Raw genomic sequence first — 26,456 nt, 5'->3', positions numbered from 1 at the left:
AATAGAGGGACATATGAAAACATTATTAATAGAAGTAGTTCCGGAAACAACTCTTACGTGGAACAGTCTCTGGATCCACCCCTGGGAATCATCCTGGTCACTCTTCCAAAAACTAAACATCGTAAATGTTTCCACTCCAAAAGAACTTTTACGGGCTATGGGAACGGATGAAGTACAAAATCAGCCCCTCCGCTATGATTCGCGAAAATGGGGGGATCTTTGGACACTGAGTGATTGGGATCAGAAATTAATGGAGAAATACCACTTACTCCATCACAAAATTGATTATCTTGTTCAAATTGAGGCTATAGAGAATGTTTTGCCCTTTCCTAAAGAACTTTTATGGGAAAAGGATAAATTGAAATTTTGTCTTACTTGTTTATCACAGGGGTACCATAGTATCCTGCATCAATTAAAGCTTATAACCCATTGTCCTTTTCATGATCTGCCGCTTCAGAGCCGTTGTATGCATTGCGGAGCGAAGTATCACTTTCACGTTTATGTTGAGAATTTCAAAGGACCTTTTGTCTGCAAATGTGGATGGGAGTATCTTGAAGAAACACAGACATACTCAGACATCCGCAATCTTTTTTTCAGAAACATTGTGAACATGAAGGATCAGTCAATGGAACACATCCTTTCCAGCAAACCAGAAAATCAAATGTTGTTTATTATGCCTGACGTCGAGTATTCTTGGTTCAAAAACCCGCTTCTGATTCCTTATGAACAAGCAACAGTTGTTCATTCTTCAACAACTGCCATTATACAGCCAGATTCGGGTGGAAGGATATCATTTAATCCAAAGATATTTCTTCATCAAAAGGCAGTGTTTAAATCGATTGCAAGATATATCAGAAAGAGGTATCTTTGCAGACACAAGAGATGCATCCACAATATGAAACACGGTATTAAGAGAGAAGGGGTCTGTTCCATTACTTATGCCTATTTATTGTGGAGAAAGGGCATTGAAGGTCATATTAATTTTCACCAGGTGGATAACGGAAAACTTAAATTCGGGAAAACACATCACCCCAGTCAGTATTACTCGCTTCATGATAAAAGCTCGTTAAAAACATTATCTCGCTGGGTACAACATGCACAAATCAAAGGAGCGGTAGGTGAAGAGCAAAAAGAGAACCTCCAGCAATCATGTACCATTCAATTATGGTTATTGGACCGTGTTTACCCTCATTTATTATGGAATCATTTTCTGAACTGGTTAGAAGTAGCTGCAACACTTGTTGAAAAAGACCAATTTAAAGTACCGAGCAACTTAATCCATGAAAAATACAACCAGATTCCATACTTTTCATTTTCATTTGATAGGGAATCTAACATCTTTAGCTCTTGGCAATATCCAAATAAATGTAAAATTACCGATGAAACAACTACACATTATTGTTATTACAACACCAAAAATAAAGTCCAATAATATGGACCGCACAAATATTATTAATAAAGTATACATGTTTGTCTCCTAGCACACAAAGTAAACATATTTGTGTCGTGAATATCCAAGAAGTATATCTGTTTGTGTCGCAGTTGCACAAAGATTATCCAAGTTTCTGTCATGAAAAATACTAGTTTTAGGTCGAAAAAGGGTAAGTATACATGTTTGTGTCGCGGAAGGATACATGTTTGTGTCGTTATACATCATGTTTGGATAAAGAATGAAAAAGAGGGGTATTTAATACCTCTTTTAAATAAACTTTTTCTTTGTTTACATAATATATATTATAGGCAGTTATATAATGACGTATTTAAATCGTCTCATAATCTAAGTAAACTTAAGATAGTGAGACAAAAGTTAAAAAAACCGTATTTTGATGTTAGTTGCTTTTAATCAGTAAATTTAATTACTTTTTAATAATTCATGTATAAAAAATCATTCACCTTATATTTGATTATTTATTATTTAAATTATTGTTTTATCTAGTTCACTTCTGGTGGGTTTGATCTTATGATTGCTCAGTTACCTAAAATCTCGTTGTTTTTAAGTTTGCCCTTCATTTTATTCCTACATTACCCTCTCTTTCTAGTTTACATAACACCAAGTACTTTTTTCATTTTGAGTACAGTTTTTTTAGCCTATTATTGATTATTTAGAACATATCTTAACTAAAGAATTGTTATTTGATTTCCTTTTATGTGCAAAAAAAAAACACTGCCATCCAGTAATGCTCTTTAATCAGGAATATTTATTTGTAAAAATTTTTCTACTTCTTCTTAACTGGCATTCCGCACTGAGCCCCAAATTTCATCACACTCAGAGCAGCCGCAGATATTAGGGCCAAACCTGCCATAGTTAGAGCACTATATCTATACAGAGTGCCAAAAGTAGATCGATCATATAAAGATATGAGAAAGCCTGAGTAATCTTACTTAGTTGATAAAACTTTCCCAGTGCTCGCATCAATTTGAACTTCTTGATTGTTTTCTAAGCGAACCCGGTAAACATTTGAACCAGGGCTTAATTCTATTCTGATATCTTCGACCGTTTTATACCTTGAATTTCCTGAGAAGTCGCATTGGAAATTACTAATAACAAAAAATTTGCTATTTAGTTTCTTTCATGGTTTTATAACGATGCTGCTTCCTCCATCTTTAATTGCCCCCTAACTACCACTTCTTTTCCATTCCTGCCTATTATGACAAAATAGGTAGAATCATTTTCCAGCTTCATTTCCGCAAATATATGAATCGTATCATTCTTAAATATTGGTTTTAGAAATTGCATCTCATACGTGGAAATCTTCCTCCCTTTTTCGGTAATAAAAGAAGCGATATCCAATGTAAGACCCATTGTCAACATTCCATGGGCAATTGGTGCTTTATATCCGAAACGTTCTGCTTCCTCTTGATCCAGATGAATCCGATTGAAGTCCCCTGATAGAAACGCATACTGCTTAATTTTTTCTTCAGTTATGGTAAACGTACTACTATTTCGGACACACATCGAAAACACTCGCTTCCTTCCAAGTTGTACCCTACGAGAGATTGGGTGTAAAACGTATACTTTCCTTTTTGCGTTTCTTGATCAAGTGTGACTACACAGCGATAGCTTTCCCCAATGGAAAGTTCCTTGATACAAACACAGGTCTGTTTCCGATGAATTGGTGCGCTCTTGTAGTCCCATGGAACCTTGATATAACGATAAAAGATCATTGGAAAGGTTGGCGGTAATCTGTTTTGTTTCCCAAAGATAGTTTCATAGTTTTGGACCATTTCTTCTGTTATCGGAACTAAAGTCACATCTGTTTTCATATCATACTCTCCCATAAAACAGCGATTCCAATTCCCCCGCCAATTCCTATAGCAGAAATAGTATAGTTCGCTTGGTAACGCTGGACTTCATAAAATAATCTTGTCACCAAAATAGCTCCCGATGCACCATAAGGATGGCCTAAGGCAATGGCGCCGCCTTCTACGTTTAATTTTTCATAAGGAATCGAAAGCTCACTTGCACATGCTACTACTTTTGAAGAAAAGGCCTCATTTAATTCAAACAGATCGATATCCCGAATCGATAAAGAATGCCTAGATAATAATTGGGAAACGGCAGGAATTGGACCAATGGATGGATAGTTTGGGTTCACTCCTGATACCACACTATCGACAAAACGCATGATTGGTTGGTATCCTAGCTCCTTGGCTTTTTCCTCAGACACGACAAGGACCGCCGATGCCCCATCATTGATTCCGCAACAGTTTCCCAACGTTACCGTTCCATTTTCCTTAAAACAAGGAGACAATCGACGCAACATTCTCTCATAATTAAGCTTTGGATTTAAACTTTCATCTTGCAAGGGAATATCGGTAATTTTAACGAGTTCATCAGAATAGTAGTCTTTTTTTAATGAATGAATGGCCCGTTGATAACTAAGCAGAGCATAATCATCCTGCATCTGCCGTGTAATCCCGTATTTTTCAGCTACATGTTCCGCAGCAACGCCCATATCAGGGTCTCCGATCTGTTCCGGTGAAAAACGCGCCCTTTTATCGTACGGAGATTGACTGGTACTTTCGACACCACCCGCAATATATATTTGCCCCGCTCCGCCTTGGATCAGATAACAAGCAAGGCGAATTGCTTCTAATCCAGAGCCGCATTGCCTGTCGATTGTCATACCGGGTACAGTATGAGACAGACCGCTCTCCAATCCTGACAATCTCGCAATATTACCTCCAGGCCCCACCGCATTTCCGAAAATAACTTCATCAACCTGTTCAGGCAGATCTTGAACGATGTCTCTAATAATAAAAGCTGCTAATTGTTCGGGGGGATACTTGCTTAAGATACCGCCTTTTTTTCCTATTATGGTTCTCTTTGCTTTGACGATCACCGCTCTCGTCATTCTAACTTCCCCTTCTCAAACCATTTTCTTACTTCTTGACGTGAAATCTTCCCTCCCGTTGTGTGAGGAAAATTTGCTACTTTTCTCCAAACACGTGGAATTTTATAAGAAGATAGATTCCGAAGGCAATAATTTTTTAAAGAGGGCAAGGACACATTTCCTTTAATGAAAGCAGCCACTTTCTCCCCCCAATACTCATCTTTAATTCCCAAAACAATCGCTTCTTCGACCCCATCGTATTTCATTAATATCTGTTCTATTTCTTGGGGATAAATGTTCATTCCGCCATAAATAATCATATCATTTTGCCTGCCAAGGATGTATACATAACCTTCTTCATCTATTTTGGCAATATCATAAACTGTTGCCCAATCTCCCTGTAATATTTTTTTTGTTTCTTCCTCATTATTTAAATATCCATCAAAAAGCATTTTGCTTTTTACATATAAAACTCCTTCTTCTCCAACCCCTACTTCTTCTCCCTTATCATTGCGAATACTAATTTCAACATTCTGAAATACTCTTCCAACTGAAGCCGCATGTTGGATCTGCTCGTTATTTTTTAAAACCGTAACAAAACTAAGCTCGGACGATCCGTAAAACTCATAAAAATTAGCGGTTGGAAATTGAAGGCGCATTTTGGCCTTTACGCTTGGCAGCCACTTTGCCCCTGTAGATATAAAGGAAACTGATTGTTCATTATAATATCCTTCATTTAATAGCCCCTGAATCATTGTAGGGACTACATATACTTTAGAAATCGGATAGTTATGTAAGAAATCCATCAAACGCGCTGGTGAAAACTTTGTCAGCACATAAATCGTGCCCCCTAAAAATAAGGTACTTAAAGCTCCATATAAGAAGGTAGAATTTATAAATGAACCGGGGATTAACACATGTTCTTTCTCCGTCATCTCAAGATCTATTTGATTACACCGAAAACTTTCTATCCATGAAGAATGGGAACGTATGAATGCTTTTGGTTTCCCTGTTGAACCAGAGGTAAAACCAATGTAAAAAGGGGCATTACCGTCATTTTTTTGAAAATCACTGCTGGAACATAGCCATTCCTCGATCTCATCTGAAAAAATAGTTTTTGTTGAAGACTGATGAAAATATCCCTTCATCTTTTCATCAGCAATGATAAGATCAGGAGTTATTTGTTGAAGCCGTTCTTCTATTTCCTGCTCTTTCCACCTCATATCTCCGACCATACTAGCCCAGCCTGCTTCGCTCGCTCCAGCGAACAGCTGTAAAAATAAGCGTCCATTTGGCAAGAATAAGGCAACTCTTTTATAAATTCCAGTTACTTTATAAAAAGAGGCAGCTGTTCGCTGCACTAAATCATACCATTCACTATATGGAACTATTTCTTTATCTGTTACGATGGCAGGCCGATTGTTATTTATTTGAGCATACGTTCTATAAGTGCTGGTAATTCTCATTTAGGCCACCAGTTTTTTTGAAAGTGGGATAGATTTTTGCAACTTAATAGCAAGCAAGGAAGCAACAATTACCTTTATAAAATCACCTGGAAGATACACCATGCTAAGGATAACCGTTTTTGCAAGAGGAATATTCATCATGAAGGCCTGAATCGGAATGCCGAATAAATAAACAATAAAAATACCACCAAGAATATTAACAAGCAAAATCTTAACAAATGATATGTTTTTCATACGATAAGTTAAAAATCCTATCACATAAGCACCTACGATCCACCCAATGAGATATCCTCCTGATGGACTGAAAAAAACACCAATTCCACCCCGGCCGCCAGATAATAAAGGTAAACCGGTCATTACCAAGAATAAAAATAAGATTTGACTAAGGGCCGCATATTTGGGACCTAAACGCGCTCCCAACACACTTCCTGATAACATGACACCTAACGTTTGTAAGGTAATCGGAACGGGAGAAAATCCTAAAAAGATTGGCGGAACAATCCCTAGTGCTCCCATAATTGCCGCAAACATAGAAACATAGACTATTTTTTTTAATTCCATTATGTTAACCTGCCTTACTTTGAAGTTAACATAATTATAAAACCCATCCTATTTATTTGTAAAGATTAATTATTTTCATATTCAAAAAAGCCTTAGATACAGAAACCCTGATGAAGATTTACCTCAAGATTTCGAAGAACACAAAGAAGAATTTTTCCAAGCGCTAAAAGCGTCTTTCCTGCACCTTGTTGGCTAATGCTTTCTAAGAAGGGCCTTGCTGTTTTCACAATATCAAGCTGATCTTGTGCCTGAAATGCCAGTTGAAACCATTTTTGTGATAAGATGAATTTTTCTTGTCTATTTTTTGTGATATATCCAAGCTGCTCAAGAGAAGATAAAAATCGATGTACAGTTGCTTTATTGCTGTCCAGCTTTTCGACCAATTCAATAAATGTCATTGGCTTTTGTGCGATCACTTCTAAAATTCCGATGGATTTTTCTACTGTTTTATAACCTCGCTGAAGATAAAAACCTCCCTTTTCTAGAACTAGTTTCACTATGTAAAACTTCAGTTCAAAATTATTGACAATATTAAGAATATTTACTTTAAGATTCTATATATCAAGTAAATCCCTGTATTTATTCTTGCAAAATAAGAAATAAAAAGAGATTTCATTCTAGTTCAGCTGGAGACAATGAAGTATTTCCGAACATGGTTATCTAGCTTATGGTGTCTGAGCGGCGATTTTATTAATGATTATTTAGAACATAGTTTAATTAAAATAATATGGATTTTTCTATTTCAAAAAAAAGATTGACCCCTCATTAAGGGTCAATCTTTTTTTCCTTATCTCGGATCCACATAATCCGGATAATCCGTTATAATTCCATCCACTTGCATCTCTAAAAGAAAATCAGCCGTTTCTTGACTGCGTACCGTCCATGATTGAATTTTCATTCCTTCTTCATGTACTTGATTAACAAGGTCTTTTGTGACGATTGTATAGCTTGGGTTGAAATAGTCAGCGTATGCACTGAATTCTTTTAATGCTTGCTGTGTTGTATGTAATCGAGATGATGTCAGGACTCCAATCGGTACTTTTGGAAGTAGATCGTTTATCTTCTTCATTGATTCAAAATTAAATGATTGGATAATTGTTTTTTCATTTTGAGGTTTATCTAAGTTTCTCTCTTTTAGCTCAAGAGCAACGCTCTCTTCAATTCCTGGATATAGCTCTGGTGCTTTAAGTTCAATCAGTATTCCTACTTTCCCGTGATAGCGATCAAGGATTTCATCAAATGACGGAATTTTTTCACCAGCAAATTCTGTGCCTTTCCAGCTGCCTGCATCAAGATTTCTTATTTCTTCGTACGTTAAACTTTGAACGGGTCCGCTGCCATCTGTGGTACGGTCTACTGTAGTATCATGAATGACGACTAATTCCCCGTCCTTACTTCTTTGAACGTCAATTTCAATGTAATCAGCTTTCATTTCGACAGCTTTGTCAAACGCTGCAATCGTGTTCTCAGGTGCATATCCTGAAGCACCCCGATGTGCTACATTATCAATCTTGGTCCCCGCTGCTTCTGCTGAAGATGGCTGTGTGATTGGACCAACTAACAATGCGAGTGCAATACCCGCTCCCGCTGCCCACTTTTTATTCATTTCATCGTCTCCCATTCTCAATTTTATCCAACAGCTTTAGTTTAATAGATCATTGTTTATGTAATGTGAAGAGGATATATCAGAATATTATTTTTCCTGTGAATAAGTTTAGGAGATTTAGCCTGGTTTCCTTTACAAACATTTATTGGAAAAATCATGCAGCCTATTTGTGCTGGAATGCGTGATAGAATGACATTTGAGGAAGTGATTGTTAGATGAAAATAGTGCTAATTCTTCTCCTGTCTTTCCCGTTTTTGCTCAGTCTGGATCCTTTGGTCTATGATTCAGACTATCATGCAAGCTATCAATCTCCTGAAGGAATCATATTTTTAAGCTATACAGATGCCTGGGATGAAACGAAGCTTCAGCAGTTATACAAAGAGCTGATTCAAAATAAGCATGGAGATGAGCTTTCCCTGCTTCAGGAAGTGCGGATCAGAGGCGGTTCTTTAGGAGAATCTTCAACTAAAGGAAGCTTTCATGCCTTGACAGACTGCATTACATTATATCAAGGGGATAAATATACTGAAGTATCTTCGTACAGGGACACCCTTTCCCATGAATATGGCCATCATTTTGCTTATCATTACGTGTTATCTCATCATTTGCCTTTTTCTGAGTGGAGTAAAATCAGAAAAATTGATGATTCACCTATTCGTTGGGATGCGTTTTGGAATTACTCAGATGACGCTCACCAATGGTACCCGCAGGAGATAATTGCCGAGGATTATGTCCTCTTATATGGAGCTGCTGAAGAAACTGACATACAAGAGGTCAAGAGCAGCAATGAACCTTTTTATTTAAGAACGCAGCATGAAAATGAACGAATTCCAAATGTGCTGGATAATAAAAAAATGTTTCGCTACCTGGAAGAAGCAGGCGGTTTGAAGATCGATGATTCACGCTATATAAAAACTCCTGAACTCCTTGGCATCGATGATCAGGAGCTGCGGTTTGGAATAGCAAACAGAGATCAAATAGCTTATAAATTCAATTTTACTTTTTATGAAGAAGGTGTCAAAAAGGAATCAAAAGAGCTTTTGAAAATTTCTTCTGATGAGACTGGCGATTTAAAAGTACCTTTAGAGGATTATTTAAGAGGGACAGCTTATTCAGATGTTTCTCTTTCAATTGATGTCCTGGATTTAAATACTTCCAGAGGCTTTGAAACTGAAAAATATCACCTTAAGATTGATCGCAATTCCATGCTATCTAAAAAATAGGCTAATCAAAAGTCAATCTATGTAGCTGATATACCTGGAACAAACATTAAACCATTTATTTATAGAGCAACATGCATATGACAGCCATTCGGCAAATGAAGTGCGCTGATTTGTTCACGTTCAAACATTCATTATTGATCTCGCCACAGTATCATGACAAAGCAAGTCTATATCACTTTTTGTCTATTTGGCTAGAAAAAACAAAAAAATTTCCTCTATTCTAATTTGAAATTGTGCGTTATGATAGTTCTATTATAAAAAAAGGAGGAAAGTTATGAGACAGCCTATCTTACTTATTCTCATTGCCCTACTCCTTGCAGGAACCGTTCCGCAAATCCACCAGCATTCATTTACCGCACCTGCTTTTGATCTTGAAGAGCATGTGCAGCCATCCTCTGCTGATGACAAAGACGATCTGAAGTTCCCTTTCTTCATTGAACACAGTCTGGCAGAAACTGAATCTTTTCTTTTAGCTGCAGTCTATTTCATTGCCATGCTTACAGGATGGAATTTCAGAAAGAAATTTTTACTGGCTGTTTTTTACCAATCATCTTATTTCGATAAAGCATCGCTTCCATCCTAGAGACTATATGTAAAGGAGGGCGACTCGATGTTTTGGCTGAGATTTATTATGGTGACAGGTTTTTCATTAACAGCTGTCAGTCTATTCCTGTATCAGGGAATTGAGATTATGCATGCATTCACTGATTACTTTTCTAAAAGCAAATAAAAAGAAAAGACATCCTCTATTTTCTGAGGATGTCTTTTTTATCATTAATTATTTCGTTATGCGCCAAACTTCTTTTACAGATCCTGAATCTCCTTCATCTATGAAAAATGAACCGTTGCTGTAACGATCATTTGCTCTTAAGGTTTGAGGTGCAATTTCTTCAATCTGTCCTTTTTCCGTTTTGATCATAATCGTATCCTCGGTACGAATGATCTGCATGCCGACTAACCGGTGAGGGTTATTTTTAAGCTCGCGCAGCATGATCAATCCGCGTTTAGCACGTGAGGTTTTTTCAAATTCCTTGAGTGACATTTTTTTAGCGGCTCCCCTTTGAGTAACAATAACAACTTGAGGAATTTCTCCGGCTGTAAAGGCTGAGCCTCCGACTACGGAATCTCCCTCTTTTAAGTTAATGCCTTTCACACCCGCTGCTCTTGCTCCTACGATGTTCACTTCTTCCTCTGAGAACCATAAGCCGTACCCGAATTGTGTTGCAATAAAGAGATCATCTCTTCCAGATGTAACATGTACATCTATCAGGATATCATCATTTTTCAAGTTTACTGCCATCAATGCCTTAGAATATCGCTGTGCTTTATACAGCTTTAACTCCGTTTTTTTGACCATGCCGTTTTTAGTGACAAACAGCAAGTATTGTTCAGTTGTAAAGTCTTTGACCGGAATCGCTTTTATCAGCTGTTCATCCCGCTCTAGATTTACGATATTGGCGATATGCTGCCCAAGGTCCTTCCAGCGGATATCAGGCAATTCATGCACAGGACAATAGATGTAATTTCCTTTATTCGTAAAGAGAAGAACGACATCAGTTGTATTTATGTCATATTTAGCGAGCAAACGGTCTGTTTCCTTCATTCCAAAGTCCTGGCCATTTGATGCTGCATATGACCGTCCGCTTGTGCGTTTAATGTAGCCATCTTTCGTCACCGTGACGATTACATCTTCTGAAGCAATCATGACTTCAAGATTGATTTTAATCTCCTGAATTTCATTTTCAATGACAGATCTTCTTTCATCGGCATACGTCTTTTTGATTTTTTTCAAATCTGCTTTGATGACTTGGTATAATCTTTTTTCGTTGTTCAGGATTTCAAGAAGGGCTGTGATTTTTTCATCAAGCTCTTTTGCTTCATTTTGAAGCGCCGTTATATCCGTATTGGTTAATCGGTATAGCTGCAAGGAGACAATGGCTTCTGCCTGAAGCTCTGTAAACTGAAATTTAGAAATTAAGTTATCTTTAGCATCCCGCTTATCTTTTGAAGCACGAATTGTCGCAATGACTTCATCAAGAATCGAAAGTGCCTTGATTAAACCTTCAACAATATGCTGTCTTTCGCGTGCTTTTTGCAAGTCATAGTTGGAACGGTTAGTAATGACTTCTTTCTGGTGTGCAATATACGCATCTAAGATTGTCGGAAGCGTCATTAACGTCGGCCTTCTGTTATGAATGGCAATCATATTGAAATTGTAAGGCACCTGCAAATCACTGTTTTTATAAAGATAGTTCAGGATGCCCTGTGCATCTGCTTCTTTCTTCAGCTCAACAACGATTCGCATGCCTGTGCGGTCTGTTTCATCACGGACTTCTGCAATGCCATCCAGCTTCCGTTCAATTCTGAACTCATCCATCCTTTTGACAAGATTGGCTTTATTCACTTCAAAAGGGATTTCTGTAATGACGATTTGCTGTTTTCCGCCTCTGATGCTTTCAATTTCTGCTTTTCCTCTAATGATGATCTTGCCTTTTCCTGTTTCATAGGCTTTCTTAATGCCTTCGATTCCCTGGATGATTCCTCCAGTCGGAAAATCAGGACCATTAATCACCGTCATCAGCTCGTCAACCGAACAGTTCGGCTGATCAATCCTTTTCATGACAGCGTCGATCACTTCACCCAGGTGATGAGGAGGAATATCCGTCGCATAGCCTGCTGAAATCCCCGTTGAGCCGTTAACGAGCAAATTCGGGTACATGGCAGGCAGTACGAGAGGTTCCTGGCTGGTATCATCAAAGTTTGGCACAAATTCAACAGTACGTTTATCAATATCACGGAGAAGTTCCGATGCAATCGGAGAAAGCCTTGCTTCTGTATAACGCATCGCAGCTGGAGGATCTCCGTCGTTGCTGCCGTTGTTTCCATGCATTTCAATCAGCAAATTGCGGACCTTCCAATCCTGGCTCATCCTCACCATGGCGTCATATACTGATGTATCGCCATGAGGATGGTAGTTGCCGATTACGTTACCGACTGTTTTTGCGGATTTGCGGAAGTTTTTGTCATTTGTATTTCCATCCACATGCATAGCATATAGGATTCTGCGCTGAACTGGCTTAAGCCCGTCGCGTGCATCAGGCAATGCCCTGTCTTGAATGATGTATTTACTGTAACGCCCAAAACGGTCACCTATCACATCTTCAAGAGGGAGATCGCGAAATTTTTCTGGCTGTGTCATATAGTTATTCCTCCTCTGCGACGGATAGGTTCTCGTTTTCTAAAATGTTGGTTTCTTCATCTAAGCCAAATGCAACATTGCTTTCTATCCATTTCCGTCTAGGCTCAACCTTGTCACCCATCAATGTCGTGACACGTCTCTCAGCACGTGCGGCATCATCAATGCGAACGCGGATTAATGTTCTTGTCTCCGGATCCATTGTCGTTTCCCACAGCTGATCTGCGTTCATTTCTCCAAGACCCTTGTAGCGCTGTATCATATAGCCTTTTCCTACTTTTTTTAGAACAACCTGAAGTTCTTCATCAGACCAGGCATATTCCACAACCGCTTTTTTTCCTGTCCCTTTGCTGACTTTGTATAAAGGCGGCAGAGCGATAAAAACTTTGCCTGCTTCAATGAGCGGCTTCATATAGCGGTAAAAGAAGGTCAAAATCAGTACTTGAATATGCGCTCCATCTGTATCGGCATCTGTCATGATAATGACTTTATCATAATTGCAGTCTTCCACATTAAAATCGGCTCCGACACCTGCTCCGATGGCATGAATAATTGTATTAATCTCTTCATTTTTGAAAATGTCTGCAAGCTTTGCCTTTTCTGTGTTAATGACTTTTCCGCGCAATGGAAGAACGGCCTGAAAGCGTCTGTCCCGTCCCTGTTTCGCTGAACCGCCGGCAGAATCACCCTCAACCAGATAAATTTCATTTCTTTGAGGATTTCTGGATTGTGCAGGGGTGAGTTTTCCGCTAAGCGTGGCCTCAGAACGTTTTCTTTTCTTTCCGCTTCTTGCTTCCTCGCGGGCTTTTCGTGCTGCTTCCCGTGCTTGAAAAGCTTTAATCGCTTTTCTGACAAGCAGCGTGCTTGTCTCCGGATTTTCCTCAAGAAAGTAAGCAAGGTTTTCCGATACGACAGAATCAACTGCAGATCTTGCCTCACTTGTGCCGAGCTTTCCTTTCGTCTGCCCTTCAAATTGCAGCAGTTCTTCCGGAATTCTTACAGAAATGATGGCTGAAAGTCCTTCCCGTATATCTGATCCATCCAGATTTTTATCTTTTTCTTTTAAAATGCCGACTTTTCTTGCGTATTCATTAAATGCACGGGTCATGGCCGTTTTGGAACCAGATTCATGTGTTCCGCCGTCTTTTGTCCGCACATTATTAACAAATGAGAGAATATTCTCTGAGTATCCGTCGTTAAATTGAAAAGCAAATTCAACTTCAATGCTGTTTTGAATACCCTCAAAGGAGACAACATTGTGAAGGGAATCCTTTTCTTCATTCAAGTAGGCGACAAATGCTTCGATTCCTGTTTCGTAGTGATAAACGTCTTTTGTTTGATTCCGTTCATCAATCAGTTCAATTTTCAGGCCTTTTAAAAGAAAAGCGGATTCCCGTAAGCGCTCGCTTAATGTTTCAGCGTTATATGTTGTTGTGCTGAATATAACTGGATCAGGCTTAAAATGAATGATAGTGCCTGTTTTACCCGATTTTCCGATTTTCTCTAGAGTTGTTGCAGGTTTACCGCCATTTTCAAATCGCTGTTCATAGACAAATCCATCGCGATGGATGGTGACGACTACCCATTCAGACAGTGCGTTAACTACAGAGGCGCCAACACCATGCAGCCCGCCGCTCGTTTTATATCCGCCTTGTCCGAATTTCCCTCCGGCATGCAGGACTGTCATAATGACTTCTGCTGTCGGTTTTCCGAGCTTGTGCATTCCAGTAGGCATTCCGCGCCCTTTGTCCTGGACAGACACACTATTATCTTTATGTATTTTCACGATTATGTGATCACCAAATCCGCCTAATGCTTCATCAACGGAATTATCAACGATTTCATAGACGAGGTGATGCAAGCCTCTCGCATCAGTGCTGCCGATATACATACCCGGTCTTTTCCGCACTGCTTCTAATCCTTCTAATACTTGAATCGCATCATCATTGTAATCAAACTGCTGCTGCTTACCCAAACGATTTAAGCTCCTTTCAAAAAAAACAAATGTCACGTCAGACATTGCTGTACATTAAGAACGTATGTTTCTTTATCATATCTTACCATCAGGCAACGTGACAAGCCCTGCACCTTTACTCTCTTTCAAGTTTACCATTGTTTAGAAAAAGTAGCGTATAAAAATAATTACCCAAGCTATATTTTATCTGTTGCTAAAAATTTCGCAAACTAAATCTTAGCAGATGCACGCTGAAATTGAAAATATTTTGGAAAAATGTTGAATTTGCTCCCTTTTTAGACATAACATAATGATATATCAGATTGATACATCAATCCATAAGGAGGCCTCACATTGTCGATTGAACACTCTATTTTAGCCGTCATCAGTTTTACTCCCGCTACAGGATACGATATAAAAAGTGAATTTGAGACCAAAGCTTCAAGCCTTTTTTGGGGAATGAGCTATGGGAGCATCTATCCCAAGCTTAAAAACCTGGAGGAGAACGGCTACATTTACTCTGTTTCAAAAGAACATGGCGGCCGGCAGAAAAAGCACTATGAACTGACGAAAAAGGGCTGGATTGAACTTGAAAACTGGCTGTCTGAAGCCCCGTCCTATCCATCTGTGAAAGATGAATTATTTATGAAATTGGCAGCATGGCATTCAGAAATGGACGAAGATCTTCTAGTATCCCATCTAGAGAAAAGAAAAGAAGAGAGTACGGAGCTGCTTCAATACGTCCGCCATTGGCAGCAAAACGGCACTTCATTTATTTCAAGTATCGGAATGATCGGCATCCGCTATGCAGAAATGAAATTGGAAACTGAAATTCGCTGGATAGATGAATCTGTTGAAAAATTAAAAAATGGGGCCCTGCCGCCCTCACAAGATCCTCTCAGCATGGAGCATGAGCTTCTTAAACGGCGCAATAGCAAGTTAAATTCTTGAACTTACAGGAGGTTATGCTGTGAGGTCAATTTAAATCTTTAAAAGTCCCGGCTTTTATTATTTGGTCACAGGTTCTTCAGCGTGTAATTCAATGAAACTAATCGGGCTATCTTTAGGTGGTTTACTAATTGCTTTGTACGGTGTGAGATGCCCCTTATTTGGATGATGGCAGCTGCGGTGTGCAGGAGGTATGGGAGCGTTATCGGCTTTCTTGAGCGAAGTCATTATTGTGCATGCAGGGCTCGGGGGATTAAAAATATTTGTTCTGGATTAGTGGATATGGTATACAAGTGCGTTCATGCTAGAGCTGTTGGGTTCTGTTTTTGCCATTCCTTTTGGTTACTTGCTGCAGGATGAAACCCCTAAAGAATTCATGGGCAGCGTATCCGCTGCAGCCATGGCTCTGCATACACTCTCTATGCTGTCATCACCAGCTTGCGGGAACCATAATTTCTAATTGGATAGGCTCTGCAAGCGTGCTAATGTATGCAGGTGCCGCAACGATTGTTTTAGGGGCAATTGCTGCATTTTACAAACCATCACTTTCTTCATAGAATTCCGGCATAAGAAAATCACAGGGTCACCCCCTGTGATTTCATTTTGTTAAAGCGTGTTCTACTTTAATGCAGCGGTCCATGATAACCGTGCAGCCTTTATCCTTCAATAAATGATAGGCATCCTCATTTACGAGACCTAATTGAGCCCAGAATACGTCTGCATCAATCTCTAAAAATTCCTCTGCAACAGGGAGCAAATGCTCTGACCTGCGAAAAACATTCACAATGTCAATATGACCGTCTATATCTTTTAAAGAGCCAACTGCTTTCACACCAAGCGCTTCTTTGATTGTCGGATTCACCGGAATAATTTCATATCCTGCATCCTGCATCGCTTTACTGACCATGTAAGAAGTGCGCTCAGGCTGATCCGACAGGCCCACTACAGCGATTCGTTTGCTCTTTTTTAATATTTTTCCAATTTCTTCTCTCGATGGGATGGATATACTCATTGTAAAAACTCCTTTTGTATGATTTTTTTTCGTTTCTTTTTTATGACGTAGTCTTAGGTGCTAGTTACATGATAAAATAGTTTTATTCAATTATAAACTAAGGAGAGCGGATTCATTGATTATTGCAGCCATTATTATTTTAGCTTATTTACTCGGTTCCATTCCTTCTGGCCTTATCGTCGGGAAAGTCGGTTACGGGATTGACATCCGTGAGCATGGGAGCGGGAATCTGGGAGGTACGAATACATTCCGCACTCTTGGTGTAAAAGCAGGACTGCTTGTAACCAGTGCGGATATACTAAAAGGAACGCTTGCAGCATCCCTCCCATTCTTTTTTGGTTTAGAGAACGTGCATCCGCTGCTGATCGGAATCTTCGCTGTCATTGGCCATACGTACCCGCTGTTTGCCAATTTCAAAGGCGGAAAGGCAGTTGCTACCTCAGGTGGCATTCTCTTGTTCTCTGCACCGCTGATGTTCATTACGATGCTTGCTGTTTTCTTTCTGTTCTTATACTTAACAAAGTATGTATCACTGTCATCCATGCTCACAGGCATCTATGCAATCATTTTCAGCATTTTCATCGGTGACCCGGTTTTAATTGCAGTCGTCAGCATTTTGTCCCTGTTTGTTATATACCGTCATCGCGCAAATATTAAACGTATAAGGGATAAAACAGAACCTAAAGTAAAATGGATTTAAAGCTGCCCGAGGGCAGCTTTTTTCATGTACATAGAAAGCAGAAGACCTTTATCTCAATCAACACAGCGGACACATAGTATTCCCCTAACCTATCAGGCTGAATGAGCCTAAATAAGATTTCCTTTTTTTATTCTATCGTTTATGATAATAAAAAAGATCATTAATAGGAGAAAACTACATGATGAAGAAATGGATCCTCTCAGCTGCCGTTCTGCTTGCCGCAATCGGAGCAGCATTCTTTCTTTTGGCAGAGCCGCAGGAAAATACAGAATACCCTGTGAAAGCGCATTCCGGAATGAATATGTCTCAGCAGCCCAAATCATTCAAATCCGCTGTTACACTTTCAGCAATTGGAGATATATTGATCCACGGGCGTGTTTATAACGATGCAAAAACAGGCAGCAGCACGTATGATTTCAAACCAATGATTAAAGATGTAAAACCTTTGATTGGCAAGAGCGACATCACATTCGCCAATCAGGAAACAATGATTGGCGGCACTGAAATAGGTTTGTCCACCTATCCTTCTTTTAACAGCCCATTCGAGGTTGTGGATGCATTTCAGGATGCTGGTGTGGACATTGCGGGAATTGCCAACAATCACACGCTTGACCGCGGCGAGAAAGCCATATTGAACGCGACTGACCGCTATGATGAAATCGGGATGCCTTATGTTGGAGGCTACCGAAACAGTCAAGATGCTGATGAACCTCGGGTAATCAATAAAAATGGCGTGAAATTAGGTTTTCTGGCTTATACATACGGAACAAACGGTATTCCCGTTCCAGAGGGAAAACCTCATCTCGTTAATTTAATTGATAAACCCAAAATGATAAAAGATATTGAAGAAATGAAGAAGCTTTCAGATGCTGTCATAGTAAGCATGCACTGGGGGGTAGAATATATCCGTCTTCCAAATGAGGAACAGCAGGAGTTAGCGAAGTTTTTGGCTGATCAGGGTGTTGATTTAGTGATTGGACATCATCCCCACGTCCTTCAGCCAATGGAATGGGTAGAAGGTCAAAATGGCAAAAAAACCTTTGTCGTCTACTCTTTAGGAAACTTCTTATCAGGTCAAGTTGGTGAATATAAAGAAATTGGCGGAATTTTCTCCGTAAAAATAACGAAAGAACTTTCAAAAGGAACAAAAAAAATAGAGGTGACTGAGCCGGGCTTTGTTCCGACAATTGTCGTCAATCAAAACAACCGTGCATACCGCGTAAAAGAACTGAAGAATGTTGATCAGGCTCAAAATAATGCGATACAAGAGCATATGTTTCAAAATTTAAATGAAGAAAATTAAAAGAATTTTGCCGAGTTTTGTTTTTGATTTGCCTTTTCGTGGTATCGTATGAAAGAAGGAGTGATACTCAGGATGAACATACATATTAGTGGCAAAGCGGCAGAGTGGTATCAGAATGAAATGAATGTTGCAAGCGGAGATTCGTTTCGATTTTTTGTCCGATACGGAGGCACCAGCACCATACAAAAGGGTTTTTCATTAGGTGTAGTAAAAGATCAGCCAAAGCAAGCTGGTGCAAAAACAGAAAAAAACGGCATTACCTTTTTTATTGAAGAAAGTGACATTTGGTATTTTGATCAAAACGACTTAGTGATTGACTTTGACGAAGAAAAAAGGGAACCCGTATTTGATTATAAAAAAACCGCAGGTAAATAATCTGCGGTTTTTTTAACGTAAACGGAAACGTTCGATGTGTTCAATTAAGTTATGTGCCTCTAAGACTTTTAGCTGTACCGCTCCCATCAAGTCAAAATGCGGATAATCCTTGTTATGATGAATCCACTCTTTCTTTAATCCAAACGTTTCTCCCCACTCGATGAGCTTGGACAAATCAGCGCAGCCTGCTTTTGTAACAGCATGCGAAGCAGGAAATCTTGGGTCTGTCCAAAAATGGGTCAGAAATGCAACCTCTCCTTTTGCTACTTTGGCTTTCCAATCCGACATTTCCTTGCGCTTAATTCCAAATGCCACAGAAATCCCTACTTTTTCGCTTTTTCATATGCTGCATGCCATTCCGGATATTTTTTGCGGATTTGAATTGGTTTGAAATTTTCCTTTTTGACACACACATGGTTTGAAACTGCCTGAAGTGCAAGCTCTCCCTCAGGCGTATACATTTCGTAGCCGTATGCCACTTTAAAGCCGTTATATTCTTCTATCCAAGTATGTACTTTGACGGTTTCACCGTATTTCATCGGTTTTTTGTACTGAACCTGGAGATCAATGACTGGAGATATAATTCCTTCTTTCTCCATATCTGCATAAGAAAAGCCCAGATCCTGAATCAGCTGTGTTCTGCCCACTTCCATCCATACTAAATAATTGGCATGATACACGACACCCATTTGATCCGTTTCTGCGTACCTTACTTCTATCTCTTTTTTTGAAACATGCATATTTGTTCCCTCTCCTTATGAAGCATCCAAATTTAGGACAACGAATAAATATTATCATACCATATGCTGTCATTGGCAACAAAAAATAAAGGATAACCCTTGAGGGTCATCCTTTATAATTTTTTTAGTTATTTATAGCCATTCTCGCGTGCAGATGCTTCATCGCTGATTTCAGAACGGAAGGCTTCAAGACTTTCTTCACGGCGGTGGTTTTTAGCTTCGATGCGGGCTCTTTCTTCGCCACTTGAGAACTCTGCCGTTTCCTGTGCCTTTTCTATATTTTCAATCGTGTTTTGAACCATATCCTGCAGCTTTTCAACATTATCTGAACGATCATCTGGATTTGATTTATAACCCATGTGAACACATCCTTTGTTAAGTTTGATTAAAATAAGAATGAAATGCAAACAAACAATAAGTTTACATAATAATATTATGAAAACTTATTTTGAACTACTCACCTTTTGTTTGCATTACCTGTGGATGTTCATTCGATTTATTTTGCATTTTTTTTCCTTTATTTCCGCCAAAACCTCTGGATTTTGTTCCAATGTGGTTTGGAGTGAAATGGCTTTGTTTATCATTTGAGTTTGTCATGATCTTTCGCCTCCTCACTATTATCTTCACCATTTGAGCGGCAAACATGACAACCAAGTGTTGGATTTAACTGAGCTTATCCAGCAGCCTCTGCTCTACTCTCTCTTCGAGCCGATTTAAAGCTTCCTGGTCCTTCAACAGTTCCTTCTTATTTTCAAGAACTAACTCTTCAAACGTCATTTTTTTTATTTTTCTCAAGCGAGACACCTCCATACATAATACATTCAGTTTTGCCATAAAAAAGAAAAATAGTACAAGTTTTTAGAAAAAACAAAAAAAGACTGCTTAGTTTACCTAAACAGTCTTTAAAACTTAGATTTCAAGCAGTTTCTCCATCGTTTCCTTTGTCATCGCACCGCGGGAAATATTAAGGATTTTTCCTTCTTCATCAAGAAAATATGTTGTGGGATACGAATATACTTCGTATTGAACACTTACTCTTCCATCCTTATCCAAAGCTACAGGAAAGGTTAGTTTCCGTTTTGAAATAAATGTTTCAACATCTTCCCTGCTTTTTTCAGCATTTGTCATGTTAACAGCAAGAACAACCAATTCATCAGGGTGTTCATTTTGCAGCTTCTGCATTTCCGGCATTTCCGCTTCGCACGGCGGACACCATGTAGCCCAGAAATTGACCATCACTTTTTTGCCTTTTACGTCATCTAAATGAACTTTTTCTCCGTTTAGCATCTCAAGTTCAAATTCTGGCGGCTTATTTCCTATCTCAAGCCCTTCTTTTGGTTCTTTAGGCAGGATCGCAAACCAGACTGCATAGCCCGCTAAAAACACAAGCAGACCAATGGCAAGTATTCGTTTCAATTTCATTTCCCCCTTGCTGCATATCCCTTATATCTCATTTATATGTAAGGAAGATGGTAATAGGACAACCACCTATTTGCGTTCTATTTTATTAAATCATCTCTTATTAAAAAGGACAATAAAACCACGCAAAAAAAGGACGGAAACTCCGTCCTTTTCACAATTTAGCCTTTTATTTTTTCGCGTAAGACCATTTGAAGGATGCCGCCATGGCGGTAGTAGTCAACTTCAACATCACTGTCAAAGCGTACAAGCACTTCAAATTCTTTTACATTGCCTTCTTCATCAGTTGCTCTTACTTTCACATGGTCGCGAGGTTTAACTGCTTCATTTATCAGAACCTCGATAGTTTCTTTACCTGTTAAGCCAAGAACCTCAGCACTTTCACCTTGCTTGAACTGCAGAGGAAGAACGCCCATGAATACAAGGTTGCTTCTGTGAATACGCTCAAAGCTCTCAGCAATAACTGTTTTGATGCCCAGTAAGTTTGTGCCTTTTGCTGCCCAGTCACGTGAGCTTCCCATTCCATAGTCTTTACCAGCAAGAACGGCAAGACCAGTTCCGTCTTGTTTATACTTCATGCAAGCGTCATAGATGGAAGTCACTTCACCAGTTGGCCAATATGTTGTATAGCCGCCTTCTGTTCCTGGTGCTACTTGGTTTTTAATACGGATATTTGCAAATGTTCCGCGCATCATAACTTCATGATTTCCGCGGCGTGAACCATATGAGTTAAATTCTCTCGGGCTGACGCCTTTTTCCTGAAGGTAACGTCCTGCAGGAGTATCTTTTCCGATTGAACCGGCTGGAGAGATATGGTCTGTTGTAACAGAATCGCCGAATTTTGCAACAACACGCAAATTCGTTAGCGGCTCAACAAGACCTGGCTCTGGATTCAGGTTTTCAAAGAATGGAGGGTTTTGAATATAAGTGGAATCCTGATCCCACTGATACAATGCCTCATCTGTTGTCTGAATCGCATTCCAGCGCTCGTTATCATCAAATACTCTGCCATATTCCTGGCGGAAGAGCTCAGGTGTTACCGTTTGTTTTACGATCTCATTGATTTCGTCCATTGATGGCCAGATATCGTTAAAGAATACATCGTTGCCATCCTTGTCTTTACCTAATGAATCATTTTTAAGGTCGATATTCACTGTACCAGCTAAAGCGTAGGCTACAACCAGCGGCGGTGAAGCCAGATAGTTTCCTTTTACAAGCGGATGAATTCTTCCTTCAAAGTTTCGGTTGCCTGAAAGAACAGATGTAACAAGCAAGTCGTTTTCAGCAACTGCCTTTTCGATCTCTTCTGCAAGAGGACCGGAGTTCCCGATGCATGTTGTGCATCCATAACCGACAACATTGAAGCCTAATTGGTTCATATAAGGAAGTAATCCGGAGTTCTCAAGGTAGCCTGTAACAACTTTTGAACCTGGTGCTAAAGAAGTTTTAACATAAGCAGGAACCTTCATGCCTTTTTCGATTGCTTTTTTAGCTACTAAACCAGCTCCAACCAATACATATGGATTAGAAGTGTTTGTGCAGCTTGTAATCGCGGCAATGGCAATTGCACCTGTTTTCATTTTTGTTTTTTCACCGTTAGCAAGCGTTACGCTAATTTCTTTATCAGCTTCTGCTGCTTCTAAACCAAAGCCCTGGTTGCCGGCTGGAGCAGCAAGAGCTGTTTGGAAAGATTTCTGCATAGCTGACAGTGGAATTAAATCCTGAGGACGCTTAGGACCTGAAAGATTTGCTTCAATCTCACCAAGATCAATTTCTACAACAGATGTGTAGACTGGCTCTACATCAGGTGAGAAGAATAGTTCGTTTGCTTTGCAGTATGCTTCAACAACATCTACAAGCTCCTGGTCACGGCCAGTTAACTTCATGTATTCTAATGATTCATCGTCTACTGGGAAGAATCCGCAAGTTGCGCCGTATTCAGGTGCCATGTTGGCAATTGTTGCACGGTCTGCAAGCGGAAGCTGCGGTACACCAGGTCCGAAGAATTCAACAAACTTGCCTACAACGCCTTTTTGACGAAGAACTTGTGTTACTTTAAGGGCAAGGTCTGTTGCCGTTGTGCCGTTTGGCATTTGGCCTGTCAATTTTACTCCGATTACTTCTGGAACAGGGAAATATGATGGCTGTCCAAGCATTCCAGCTTCAGCCTCAATGCCGCCGACACCCCATCCTAATACGCCGATGCCGTTGATCATCGTTGTATGTGAATCCGTTCCTACAAGTGAATCTGGGTATGTTTCAAATGTGCCGTCTGCGCCTTCAACTGCATGAACAACGTTTGCCAGGTACTCTAGGTTTACCTGGTGAACGATTCCAGTTGCAGGAGGTACTGCGCGATAATTATTAAACGCTTTCTTTGCCCAGCTCAAAAATTTATAGCGTTCAGCGTTGCGTTCGAACTCAAGTTCCATATTGAATTGAAGGGAATCCATTGTTCCTGCTTTATCAACCTGAACAGAGTGATCGATTACCAAGTCCACTGTAATTTCAGGATTAATGACATCAGGATTTCCGCCGATGTCTGCCATTGCTTTACGGAGCGAAGCAAGGTCCACTACAGCCGGAACGCCTGTGAAATCCTGCAGAATAACACGTGATGGCTTAAATGGCACATCAAGCTCTTTTTGCTCTGCCGTTCCCCATTTTGCTAAATTTTCAACATGCTCTTTTGTGATGACTCTTCCATCTACTTGTCTTAGAACTGATTCAAGCAGAACTTTGATTGAGTATGGCAATTTTGAAACATTGCCGACCCCTGCATCTTCTAATGCTTTTAATGAATAATAGTTGTATGTTTTTCCGCCTACTGTAAAACTTTTACGCGCTTGGAAAACATCGTGATGTGATAATTGCTGTTGTTTCGTCATATGTTTTCTCCCCTTTTAAATCAAAATCGACGTGTGTCGAAACCTCGGTCTCTCCCACCAAATTATTCGCACAATTTCATCTTAATACATGTTTAAACATAAGTAAATAACAATGCTGTTATCAAACTACATAAGTAGTTCTTATCGTTTAAAACTTCAGTACTTTTTTAATATATTGAATTGTAAACGCGCACATCATTTTCCTTAAGAAACATACACTATATCCATGGGGGTGAAAGAGAATGGCAAAACGTAAAGCAAACCATGTCATAGAAGGCATGAACGCTGCTTCAGCACAAGGAAAAGGGACAGGATATAATGAGGAATTTTCGAATGAGCCTCTGACCGCTGCCCAGAAGCAGAATAATAAAAAACGCAAAAAAAATCAGTAATCAAAAAACGACGGCATTCCCGTCGTTTTTCAACTTATTGATTCTCAATATTCACTTCTGCAACAATTCTTGAGAGATCTTTTCTGTATTGCTCTAATGTTGCACGCTGAGTTTCTGAGGCTACTTCTAATGCATTGTTAATTTGTTCATATGCCTCATTCACTTCTTCTTTTAAGTGGCTAAGCTGAATGCCGTATTCTGAGCTGTCAGCGGAAAGCTGCTGATACATATTTTCCGCCTGTGCGGTTCCTTGCTGGGCAGCCTGAAAAGCCTGCTGTTTATCCTTATGGTATGGCATTTAATTCCCTCCTGTAATAATGCTGATATGTAGCTTATTGTGGGATATAAATGGTCATATTATACAGGCTTTAATTTGTATGATTGCATCTTAAAAGTTTCATCCTAATTAGAAAGGATGGTGAAAAAACATGACCAATAAAAATGACAGTAAAGATATGCACAAGAATGCACCAAAAGGCAATAATCCGGGTCAGCCTGAACCATTAAGCGGGTCTAAAAAAGTGAAGAACCGGAATCATACACGCCAAAAACATAACTCACACCACGACATGTAATCATCAATATGAACGGCTCTGCTTCAGGCATCCGTTCAACTATTTTTATTTTTTTTGGCTAAGCATTAACATCCCTGTCTGTTAATAAAATATTTTATACAGATTACATCCCCTTAGAGCTCAGGTGATCTTGTGAACAATCTTCCGCAGAAAAAAGTTTTGACCCTTTCATTATTATTACTCTTCTATATTTCTTTTACTTTCATTCACGCAATGTCTATGAACTGAATATGATTTAAGTAGTATGGTTTTTGGAGGTCAATTTTAGATGGACAAAAAAAAACGTTCAAAGCCATCTGATCTAAGCTGTATTGAAGACTGGATGAATCAATTTTTCACAGATCCATTCTCAGCTCTGCTTGATTACCATTCTTTCCGTGTGGATTTATTTGAAACAAGTGATGAATATATTGTAGAAGCAGAATTCACAAATATAAATCCAGAAGATATAAAAATAGTAACCAATCAAGAAACGTTAATCATCTCGGCCCATCCTTCTCTATCTGCAAATGAAGATAAAGATCAGCTGGAAAGATCCATTCTTCTTCCTTTTTCGCTTGAGAAAAAAATGATAGAAGCCTTTTTTTCAAATGATATTCTGGAAGTGAAAATATGCAAAGAAGGCAGCTGTGCACGCAACGGGTGTCACATCCCTGTCCAATTTACAAATTAAAGCAAGATTTTATCTTGCTTTTTGTTTTGGCTAAATTTCTTAATAGCCATGCCTGAGCAAAATCAAGAGCAAGCCTTTTTATGTCTCTTTAGGTAAAGGTTTAGACAAGTCCTTTTCAATTGGCATATTAGTATTGAGAAGGAGCGTGGAAGGATTGGGTGTATTTATTAAAAATCTTGTCATACATGAAATTACAGGCGGAGTAGTGAATTTTGGGAATTCCATTCAAACAGGAGCAAATGAAACAAGTAAGACTGTTCAGGATTCAGAGCAGGAAACGAGCGAAACGGCACCTGAAAAGATGCCGCAGCTAGGAGTCCGATTCTTTTTTTAAGCCAGTTGTTTTCGGATGGTGGGTTTGAACATTTATTTCAATTTTATTAATTACCTTGTTGCCGCAGCGTTTGCATAATTGGTTTTGATTTAAAAGCTGCATACAATTTGTACAATAATACTTCTCCATGTCTAAGCCTCCTATAGATCAATATATGATGGGAAGACATGAAAGTTTCTTAATAAAGACTGTACTTGTTCTGAAAAACCTCTTTTTATCATATTTTCTCCTAACTATATAAAAAGGGGTTTTCATATGGCTTATTATGGTTCAAAAGGATGGTATGTTAAAAAACTGAGAGAAATGGGGATCACGAAACACCCAATTGAAAGACGGAAATTGAAATTATACAAAACCTACGTTCTGCGGAACCTGTATTTCCGATTCACTCAAGAAATGGATGAAACTTCCTGACACAGGAAGTTTTTTATAGGTATATGGAACTATAAAATCGAATGACTTCAAAAAAAATTTACATTAATAAGGAAAATAATTCTTTTTTATAGTCGTTTTTAATCATATAATGAATAAGAAACTGCTGAATAAGGAGGAGCGTTTATGACGTTACTGTATGAAATTCTGTATCTTCCCACAAATTCCGGGACAATCCGTATTGACCTCTCTTATAAACGCTCTTTTTATATTGCACATGCAGAGCTGCTGGGACACCTCTCATCAGGCAAAGACCGAAATAAGCGCAATGCGATAAAAAAATCCTTGCTGGAGCTCTCAAAACAGGTCCAGTCCGGATAAGACA

General features: G+C 39.2%; 32 protein-coding genes and 1 pseudogene. 14 read left to right on the top strand and 19 right to left on the bottom strand.

Going from position 1 to position 26,456, the window contains the following annotated elements; all coding sequences use genetic code 11:
- The first annotated feature begins 13 nt into the window (after nt 1-13).
- Nucleotides 14-1,432 (top strand): hypothetical protein, encoded by a 1,419-nt coding sequence (locus QLQ22_RS12395; protein ID WP_284016701.1) that lies wholly within the window; start codon nt 14-16, stop codon nt 1,430-1,432.
- A 946-nt stretch (nt 1,433-2,378) separates the two neighbouring features.
- On the opposite strand, the gene QLQ22_RS25155 is transcribed toward QLQ22_RS12395, so the two are convergent.
- From QLQ22_RS25155 to QLQ22_RS12365, 7 genes and pseudogenes are all read right to left on the bottom strand, one after another.
- Nucleotides 2,379-2,486: a PepSY domain-containing protein gene (locus QLQ22_RS25155; RefSeq protein WP_423246258.1), complete on the bottom strand. Its 108-nt coding sequence runs from the start codon at nt 2,484-2,486 to the stop codon at nt 2,379-2,381.
- Between the two features lie 92 nt (nt 2,487-2,578).
- A complete protein-coding gene (locus QLQ22_RS12390; RefSeq protein ID WP_284016806.1) occupies nt 2,579-2,956 on the bottom strand; it encodes a MaoC family dehydratase in 378 nt (125 codons plus the stop codon).
- A 304-nt stretch (nt 2,957-3,260) separates the two neighbouring features.
- Complete coding sequence (locus QLQ22_RS12385; protein ID WP_284016700.1) at nt 3,261-4,355, bottom strand: acetyl-CoA C-acyltransferase; 1,095 nt, start codon at nt 4,353-4,355, stop codon at nt 3,261-3,263.
- Nucleotides 4,352-5,800, bottom strand: coding sequence for an AMP-binding protein (locus QLQ22_RS12380; RefSeq protein WP_284016699.1), 1,449 nt, complete (start codon nt 5,798-5,800; stop codon nt 4,352-4,354). The genes QLQ22_RS12385 and QLQ22_RS12380 overlap by 4 nt, the downstream gene beginning before the upstream one ends.
- Nucleotides 5,801-6,361 carry a biotin transporter BioY gene (locus QLQ22_RS12375; protein ID WP_252208675.1) on the bottom strand — a complete coding sequence of 187 codons (561 nt, stop codon included), beginning with the start codon at nt 6,359-6,361 and terminating at the stop codon, nt 5,801-5,803.
- 311 nt (nt 6,362-6,672) lie between these two features.
- Nucleotides 6,673-6,858: pseudogene (locus tag QLQ22_RS25150) on the bottom strand (helix-turn-helix domain-containing protein); the annotation flags it as partial.
- A 290-nt stretch (nt 6,859-7,148) separates the two neighbouring features.
- On the bottom strand, nt 7,149-7,967 hold the full coding sequence (locus QLQ22_RS12365) for a glycerophosphodiester phosphodiesterase (RefSeq protein ID WP_223442936.1): 819 nt from the start codon (nt 7,965-7,967) through the stop codon (nt 7,149-7,151).
- Nucleotides 7,968-8,182: 215 nt separating this feature from the next.
- Here QLQ22_RS12365 and QLQ22_RS12360 point away from each other — a divergent pair, with 215 nt between their 5' ends.
- Nucleotides 8,183-9,190 (top strand): hypothetical protein, encoded by a 1,008-nt coding sequence (locus QLQ22_RS12360; RefSeq protein WP_284016697.1) that lies wholly within the window; start codon nt 8,183-8,185, stop codon nt 9,188-9,190.
- A 274-nt stretch (nt 9,191-9,464) separates the two neighbouring features.
- On the top strand, nt 9,465-9,773 hold the full coding sequence (locus QLQ22_RS12355) for a hypothetical protein (RefSeq protein WP_223442929.1): 309 nt from the start codon (nt 9,465-9,467) through the stop codon (nt 9,771-9,773).
- A gap of 195 nt (nt 9,774-9,968) precedes the next feature.
- On the opposite strand, the gene parC is transcribed toward QLQ22_RS12355, so the two are convergent.
- Complete coding sequence (parC, locus tag QLQ22_RS12350) at nt 9,969-12,389, bottom strand: DNA topoisomerase IV subunit A (RefSeq protein WP_284016696.1); 2,421 nt, start codon at nt 12,387-12,389, stop codon at nt 9,969-9,971.
- Nucleotides 12,390-12,393: 4 nt separating this feature from the next.
- A complete protein-coding gene (parE, locus tag QLQ22_RS12345) occupies nt 12,394-14,361 on the bottom strand; it encodes a DNA topoisomerase IV subunit B (RefSeq protein WP_223442925.1) in 1,968 nt (655 codons plus the stop codon).
- Between the two features lie 333 nt (nt 14,362-14,694).
- Between parE and QLQ22_RS12340 the strand changes: the two genes are divergently transcribed.
- Nucleotides 14,695-15,291 (top strand): PadR family transcriptional regulator, encoded by a 597-nt coding sequence (locus QLQ22_RS12340; protein ID WP_284016695.1) that lies wholly within the window; start codon nt 14,695-14,697, stop codon nt 15,289-15,291.
- A 298-nt stretch (nt 15,292-15,589) separates the two neighbouring features.
- Nucleotides 15,590-15,748 carry a hypothetical protein gene (locus QLQ22_RS12335; RefSeq protein WP_252208674.1) on the top strand — a complete coding sequence of 53 codons (159 nt, stop codon included), beginning with the start codon at nt 15,590-15,592 and terminating at the stop codon, nt 15,746-15,748.
- A gap of 138 nt (nt 15,749-15,886) precedes the next feature.
- On the opposite strand, the gene QLQ22_RS12330 is transcribed toward QLQ22_RS12335, so the two are convergent.
- Nucleotides 15,887-16,300 carry a CoA-binding protein gene (locus QLQ22_RS12330; RefSeq protein ID WP_240549822.1) on the bottom strand — a complete coding sequence of 138 codons (414 nt, stop codon included), beginning with the start codon at nt 16,298-16,300 and terminating at the stop codon, nt 15,887-15,889.
- 115 nt (nt 16,301-16,415) lie between these two features.
- Between QLQ22_RS12330 and plsY the strand changes: the two genes are divergently transcribed.
- From plsY to QLQ22_RS12315, 3 genes are all read left to right on the top strand, one after another.
- Nucleotides 16,416-17,000 (top strand): glycerol-3-phosphate 1-O-acyltransferase PlsY, encoded by a 585-nt coding sequence (plsY, locus tag QLQ22_RS12325; protein ID WP_252208673.1) that lies wholly within the window; start codon nt 16,416-16,418, stop codon nt 16,998-17,000.
- Between the two features lie 178 nt (nt 17,001-17,178).
- Entirely contained in the window at nt 17,179-18,303 is a 1,125-nt protein-coding gene (locus QLQ22_RS12320; protein WP_252208672.1) for a CapA family protein, read from the top strand.
- 72 nt (nt 18,304-18,375) lie between these two features.
- Nucleotides 18,376-18,678, top strand: coding sequence for a HesB/YadR/YfhF family protein (locus QLQ22_RS12315; RefSeq protein ID WP_223442913.1), 303 nt, complete (start codon nt 18,376-18,378; stop codon nt 18,676-18,678).
- A gap of 12 nt (nt 18,679-18,690) precedes the next feature.
- Here the strand turns inward: QLQ22_RS12315 and QLQ22_RS12310 are convergent, their stop codons facing one another.
- The 7 genes from QLQ22_RS12310 to acnA all read right to left on the bottom strand — a co-directional run bounded on the left by QLQ22_RS12310 (nt 18,691) and on the right by acnA (nt 23,725).
- On the bottom strand, nt 18,691-18,993 hold the full coding sequence (locus QLQ22_RS12310) for a hypothetical protein (RefSeq protein ID WP_223442910.1): 303 nt from the start codon (nt 18,991-18,993) through the stop codon (nt 18,691-18,693).
- Nucleotides 18,994-19,001: 8 nt separating this feature from the next.
- On the bottom strand, nt 19,002-19,418 hold the full coding sequence (locus QLQ22_RS12305) for an acyl-CoA thioesterase (protein WP_252208671.1): 417 nt from the start codon (nt 19,416-19,418) through the stop codon (nt 19,002-19,004).
- A 128-nt stretch (nt 19,419-19,546) separates the two neighbouring features.
- Nucleotides 19,547-19,777: a small acid-soluble spore protein Tlp gene (gene tlp / locus QLQ22_RS12300; protein ID WP_223442904.1), complete on the bottom strand. Its 231-nt coding sequence runs from the start codon at nt 19,775-19,777 to the stop codon at nt 19,547-19,549.
- A 94-nt stretch (nt 19,778-19,871) separates the two neighbouring features.
- On the bottom strand, nt 19,872-20,015 hold the full coding sequence (locus QLQ22_RS12295; protein ID WP_223442901.1) for an acid-soluble spore protein N: 144 nt from the start codon (nt 20,013-20,015) through the stop codon (nt 19,872-19,874).
- A 66-nt stretch (nt 20,016-20,081) separates the two neighbouring features.
- The gene (locus tag QLQ22_RS12290; RefSeq protein WP_375142520.1) at nt 20,082-20,222 is read right to left on the bottom strand and encodes an FbpB family small basic protein; all 141 of its coding nucleotides are present in this window, start codon (nt 20,220-20,222) and stop codon (nt 20,082-20,084) included.
- Nucleotides 20,223-20,327: 105 nt separating this feature from the next.
- The gene (locus QLQ22_RS12285) at nt 20,328-20,840 is read right to left on the bottom strand and encodes a TlpA family protein disulfide reductase (RefSeq protein ID WP_223442898.1); all 513 of its coding nucleotides are present in this window, start codon (nt 20,838-20,840) and stop codon (nt 20,328-20,330) included.
- A gap of 158 nt (nt 20,841-20,998) precedes the next feature.
- Nucleotides 20,999-23,725: an aconitate hydratase AcnA gene (gene acnA / locus QLQ22_RS12280; protein ID WP_223442895.1), complete on the bottom strand. Its 2,727-nt coding sequence runs from the start codon at nt 23,723-23,725 to the stop codon at nt 20,999-21,001.
- A 242-nt stretch (nt 23,726-23,967) separates the two neighbouring features.
- Here acnA and sspO point away from each other — a divergent pair, with 242 nt between their 5' ends.
- The gene (sspO, locus tag QLQ22_RS12275; RefSeq protein WP_070877357.1) at nt 23,968-24,117 is read left to right on the top strand and encodes a small acid-soluble spore protein SspO; all 150 of its coding nucleotides are present in this window, start codon (nt 23,968-23,970) and stop codon (nt 24,115-24,117) included.
- Nucleotides 24,118-24,151: 34 nt separating this feature from the next.
- Here the strand turns inward: sspO and QLQ22_RS12270 are convergent, their stop codons facing one another.
- Nucleotides 24,152-24,415 carry a hypothetical protein gene (locus tag QLQ22_RS12270; protein WP_223442892.1) on the bottom strand — a complete coding sequence of 88 codons (264 nt, stop codon included), beginning with the start codon at nt 24,413-24,415 and terminating at the stop codon, nt 24,152-24,154.
- A 130-nt stretch (nt 24,416-24,545) separates the two neighbouring features.
- On the opposite strand from QLQ22_RS12270, the gene QLQ22_RS12265 reads away from it, so the two are divergent.
- The 3 genes from QLQ22_RS12265 (at nt 24,546) to QLQ22_RS12255 (ending at nt 25,699) form a co-directional block, all read left to right on the top strand.
- A complete protein-coding gene (locus tag QLQ22_RS12265; protein ID WP_223442888.1) occupies nt 24,546-24,692 on the top strand; it encodes a small acid-soluble spore protein P in 147 nt (48 codons plus the stop codon).
- Between the two features lie 268 nt (nt 24,693-24,960).
- Nucleotides 24,961-25,365, top strand: coding sequence for an Hsp20/alpha crystallin family protein (locus QLQ22_RS12260; RefSeq protein WP_223442885.1), 405 nt, complete (start codon nt 24,961-24,963; stop codon nt 25,363-25,365).
- A 154-nt stretch (nt 25,366-25,519) separates the two neighbouring features.
- Entirely contained in the window at nt 25,520-25,699 is a 180-nt protein-coding gene (locus QLQ22_RS12255; protein ID WP_223442882.1) for a hypothetical protein, read from the top strand.
- Here QLQ22_RS12255 and QLQ22_RS12250 read toward each other — a convergent pair.
- The gene (locus QLQ22_RS12250; RefSeq protein ID WP_223442879.1) at nt 25,676-25,828 is read right to left on the bottom strand and encodes a hypothetical protein; all 153 of its coding nucleotides are present in this window, start codon (nt 25,826-25,828) and stop codon (nt 25,676-25,678) included. The two genes, QLQ22_RS12255 and QLQ22_RS12250, sit on opposite strands and share 24 nt — an antisense overlap.
- A gap of 126 nt (nt 25,829-25,954) precedes the next feature.
- Between QLQ22_RS12250 and QLQ22_RS12245 the strand changes: the two genes are divergently transcribed.
- Together QLQ22_RS12245 and QLQ22_RS12240 are read left to right on the top strand one after the other, a co-directional pair.
- Nucleotides 25,955-26,113 (top strand): YflJ family protein, encoded by a 159-nt coding sequence (locus QLQ22_RS12245; RefSeq protein WP_223442876.1) that lies wholly within the window; start codon nt 25,955-25,957, stop codon nt 26,111-26,113.
- Nucleotides 26,114-26,257: 144 nt separating this feature from the next.
- Nucleotides 26,258-26,452, top strand: a complete 195-nt coding sequence (locus QLQ22_RS12240) for a hypothetical protein (protein ID WP_223442873.1) — start codon at nt 26,258-26,260, stop codon at nt 26,450-26,452.
- The last annotated feature ends 4 nt before the right edge of the window (nt 26,453-26,456 follow it).

The organism is Metabacillus hrfriensis, assembly GCF_030127205.1.
Lineage (GTDB): Bacteria > Bacillota > Bacilli > Bacillales > Bacillaceae > Bacillus_P > Bacillus_P dongyingensis.
Note: the sequence above shows the minus strand (reverse complement) of the source record. Positions and strands in the feature narration are given on the sequence as shown.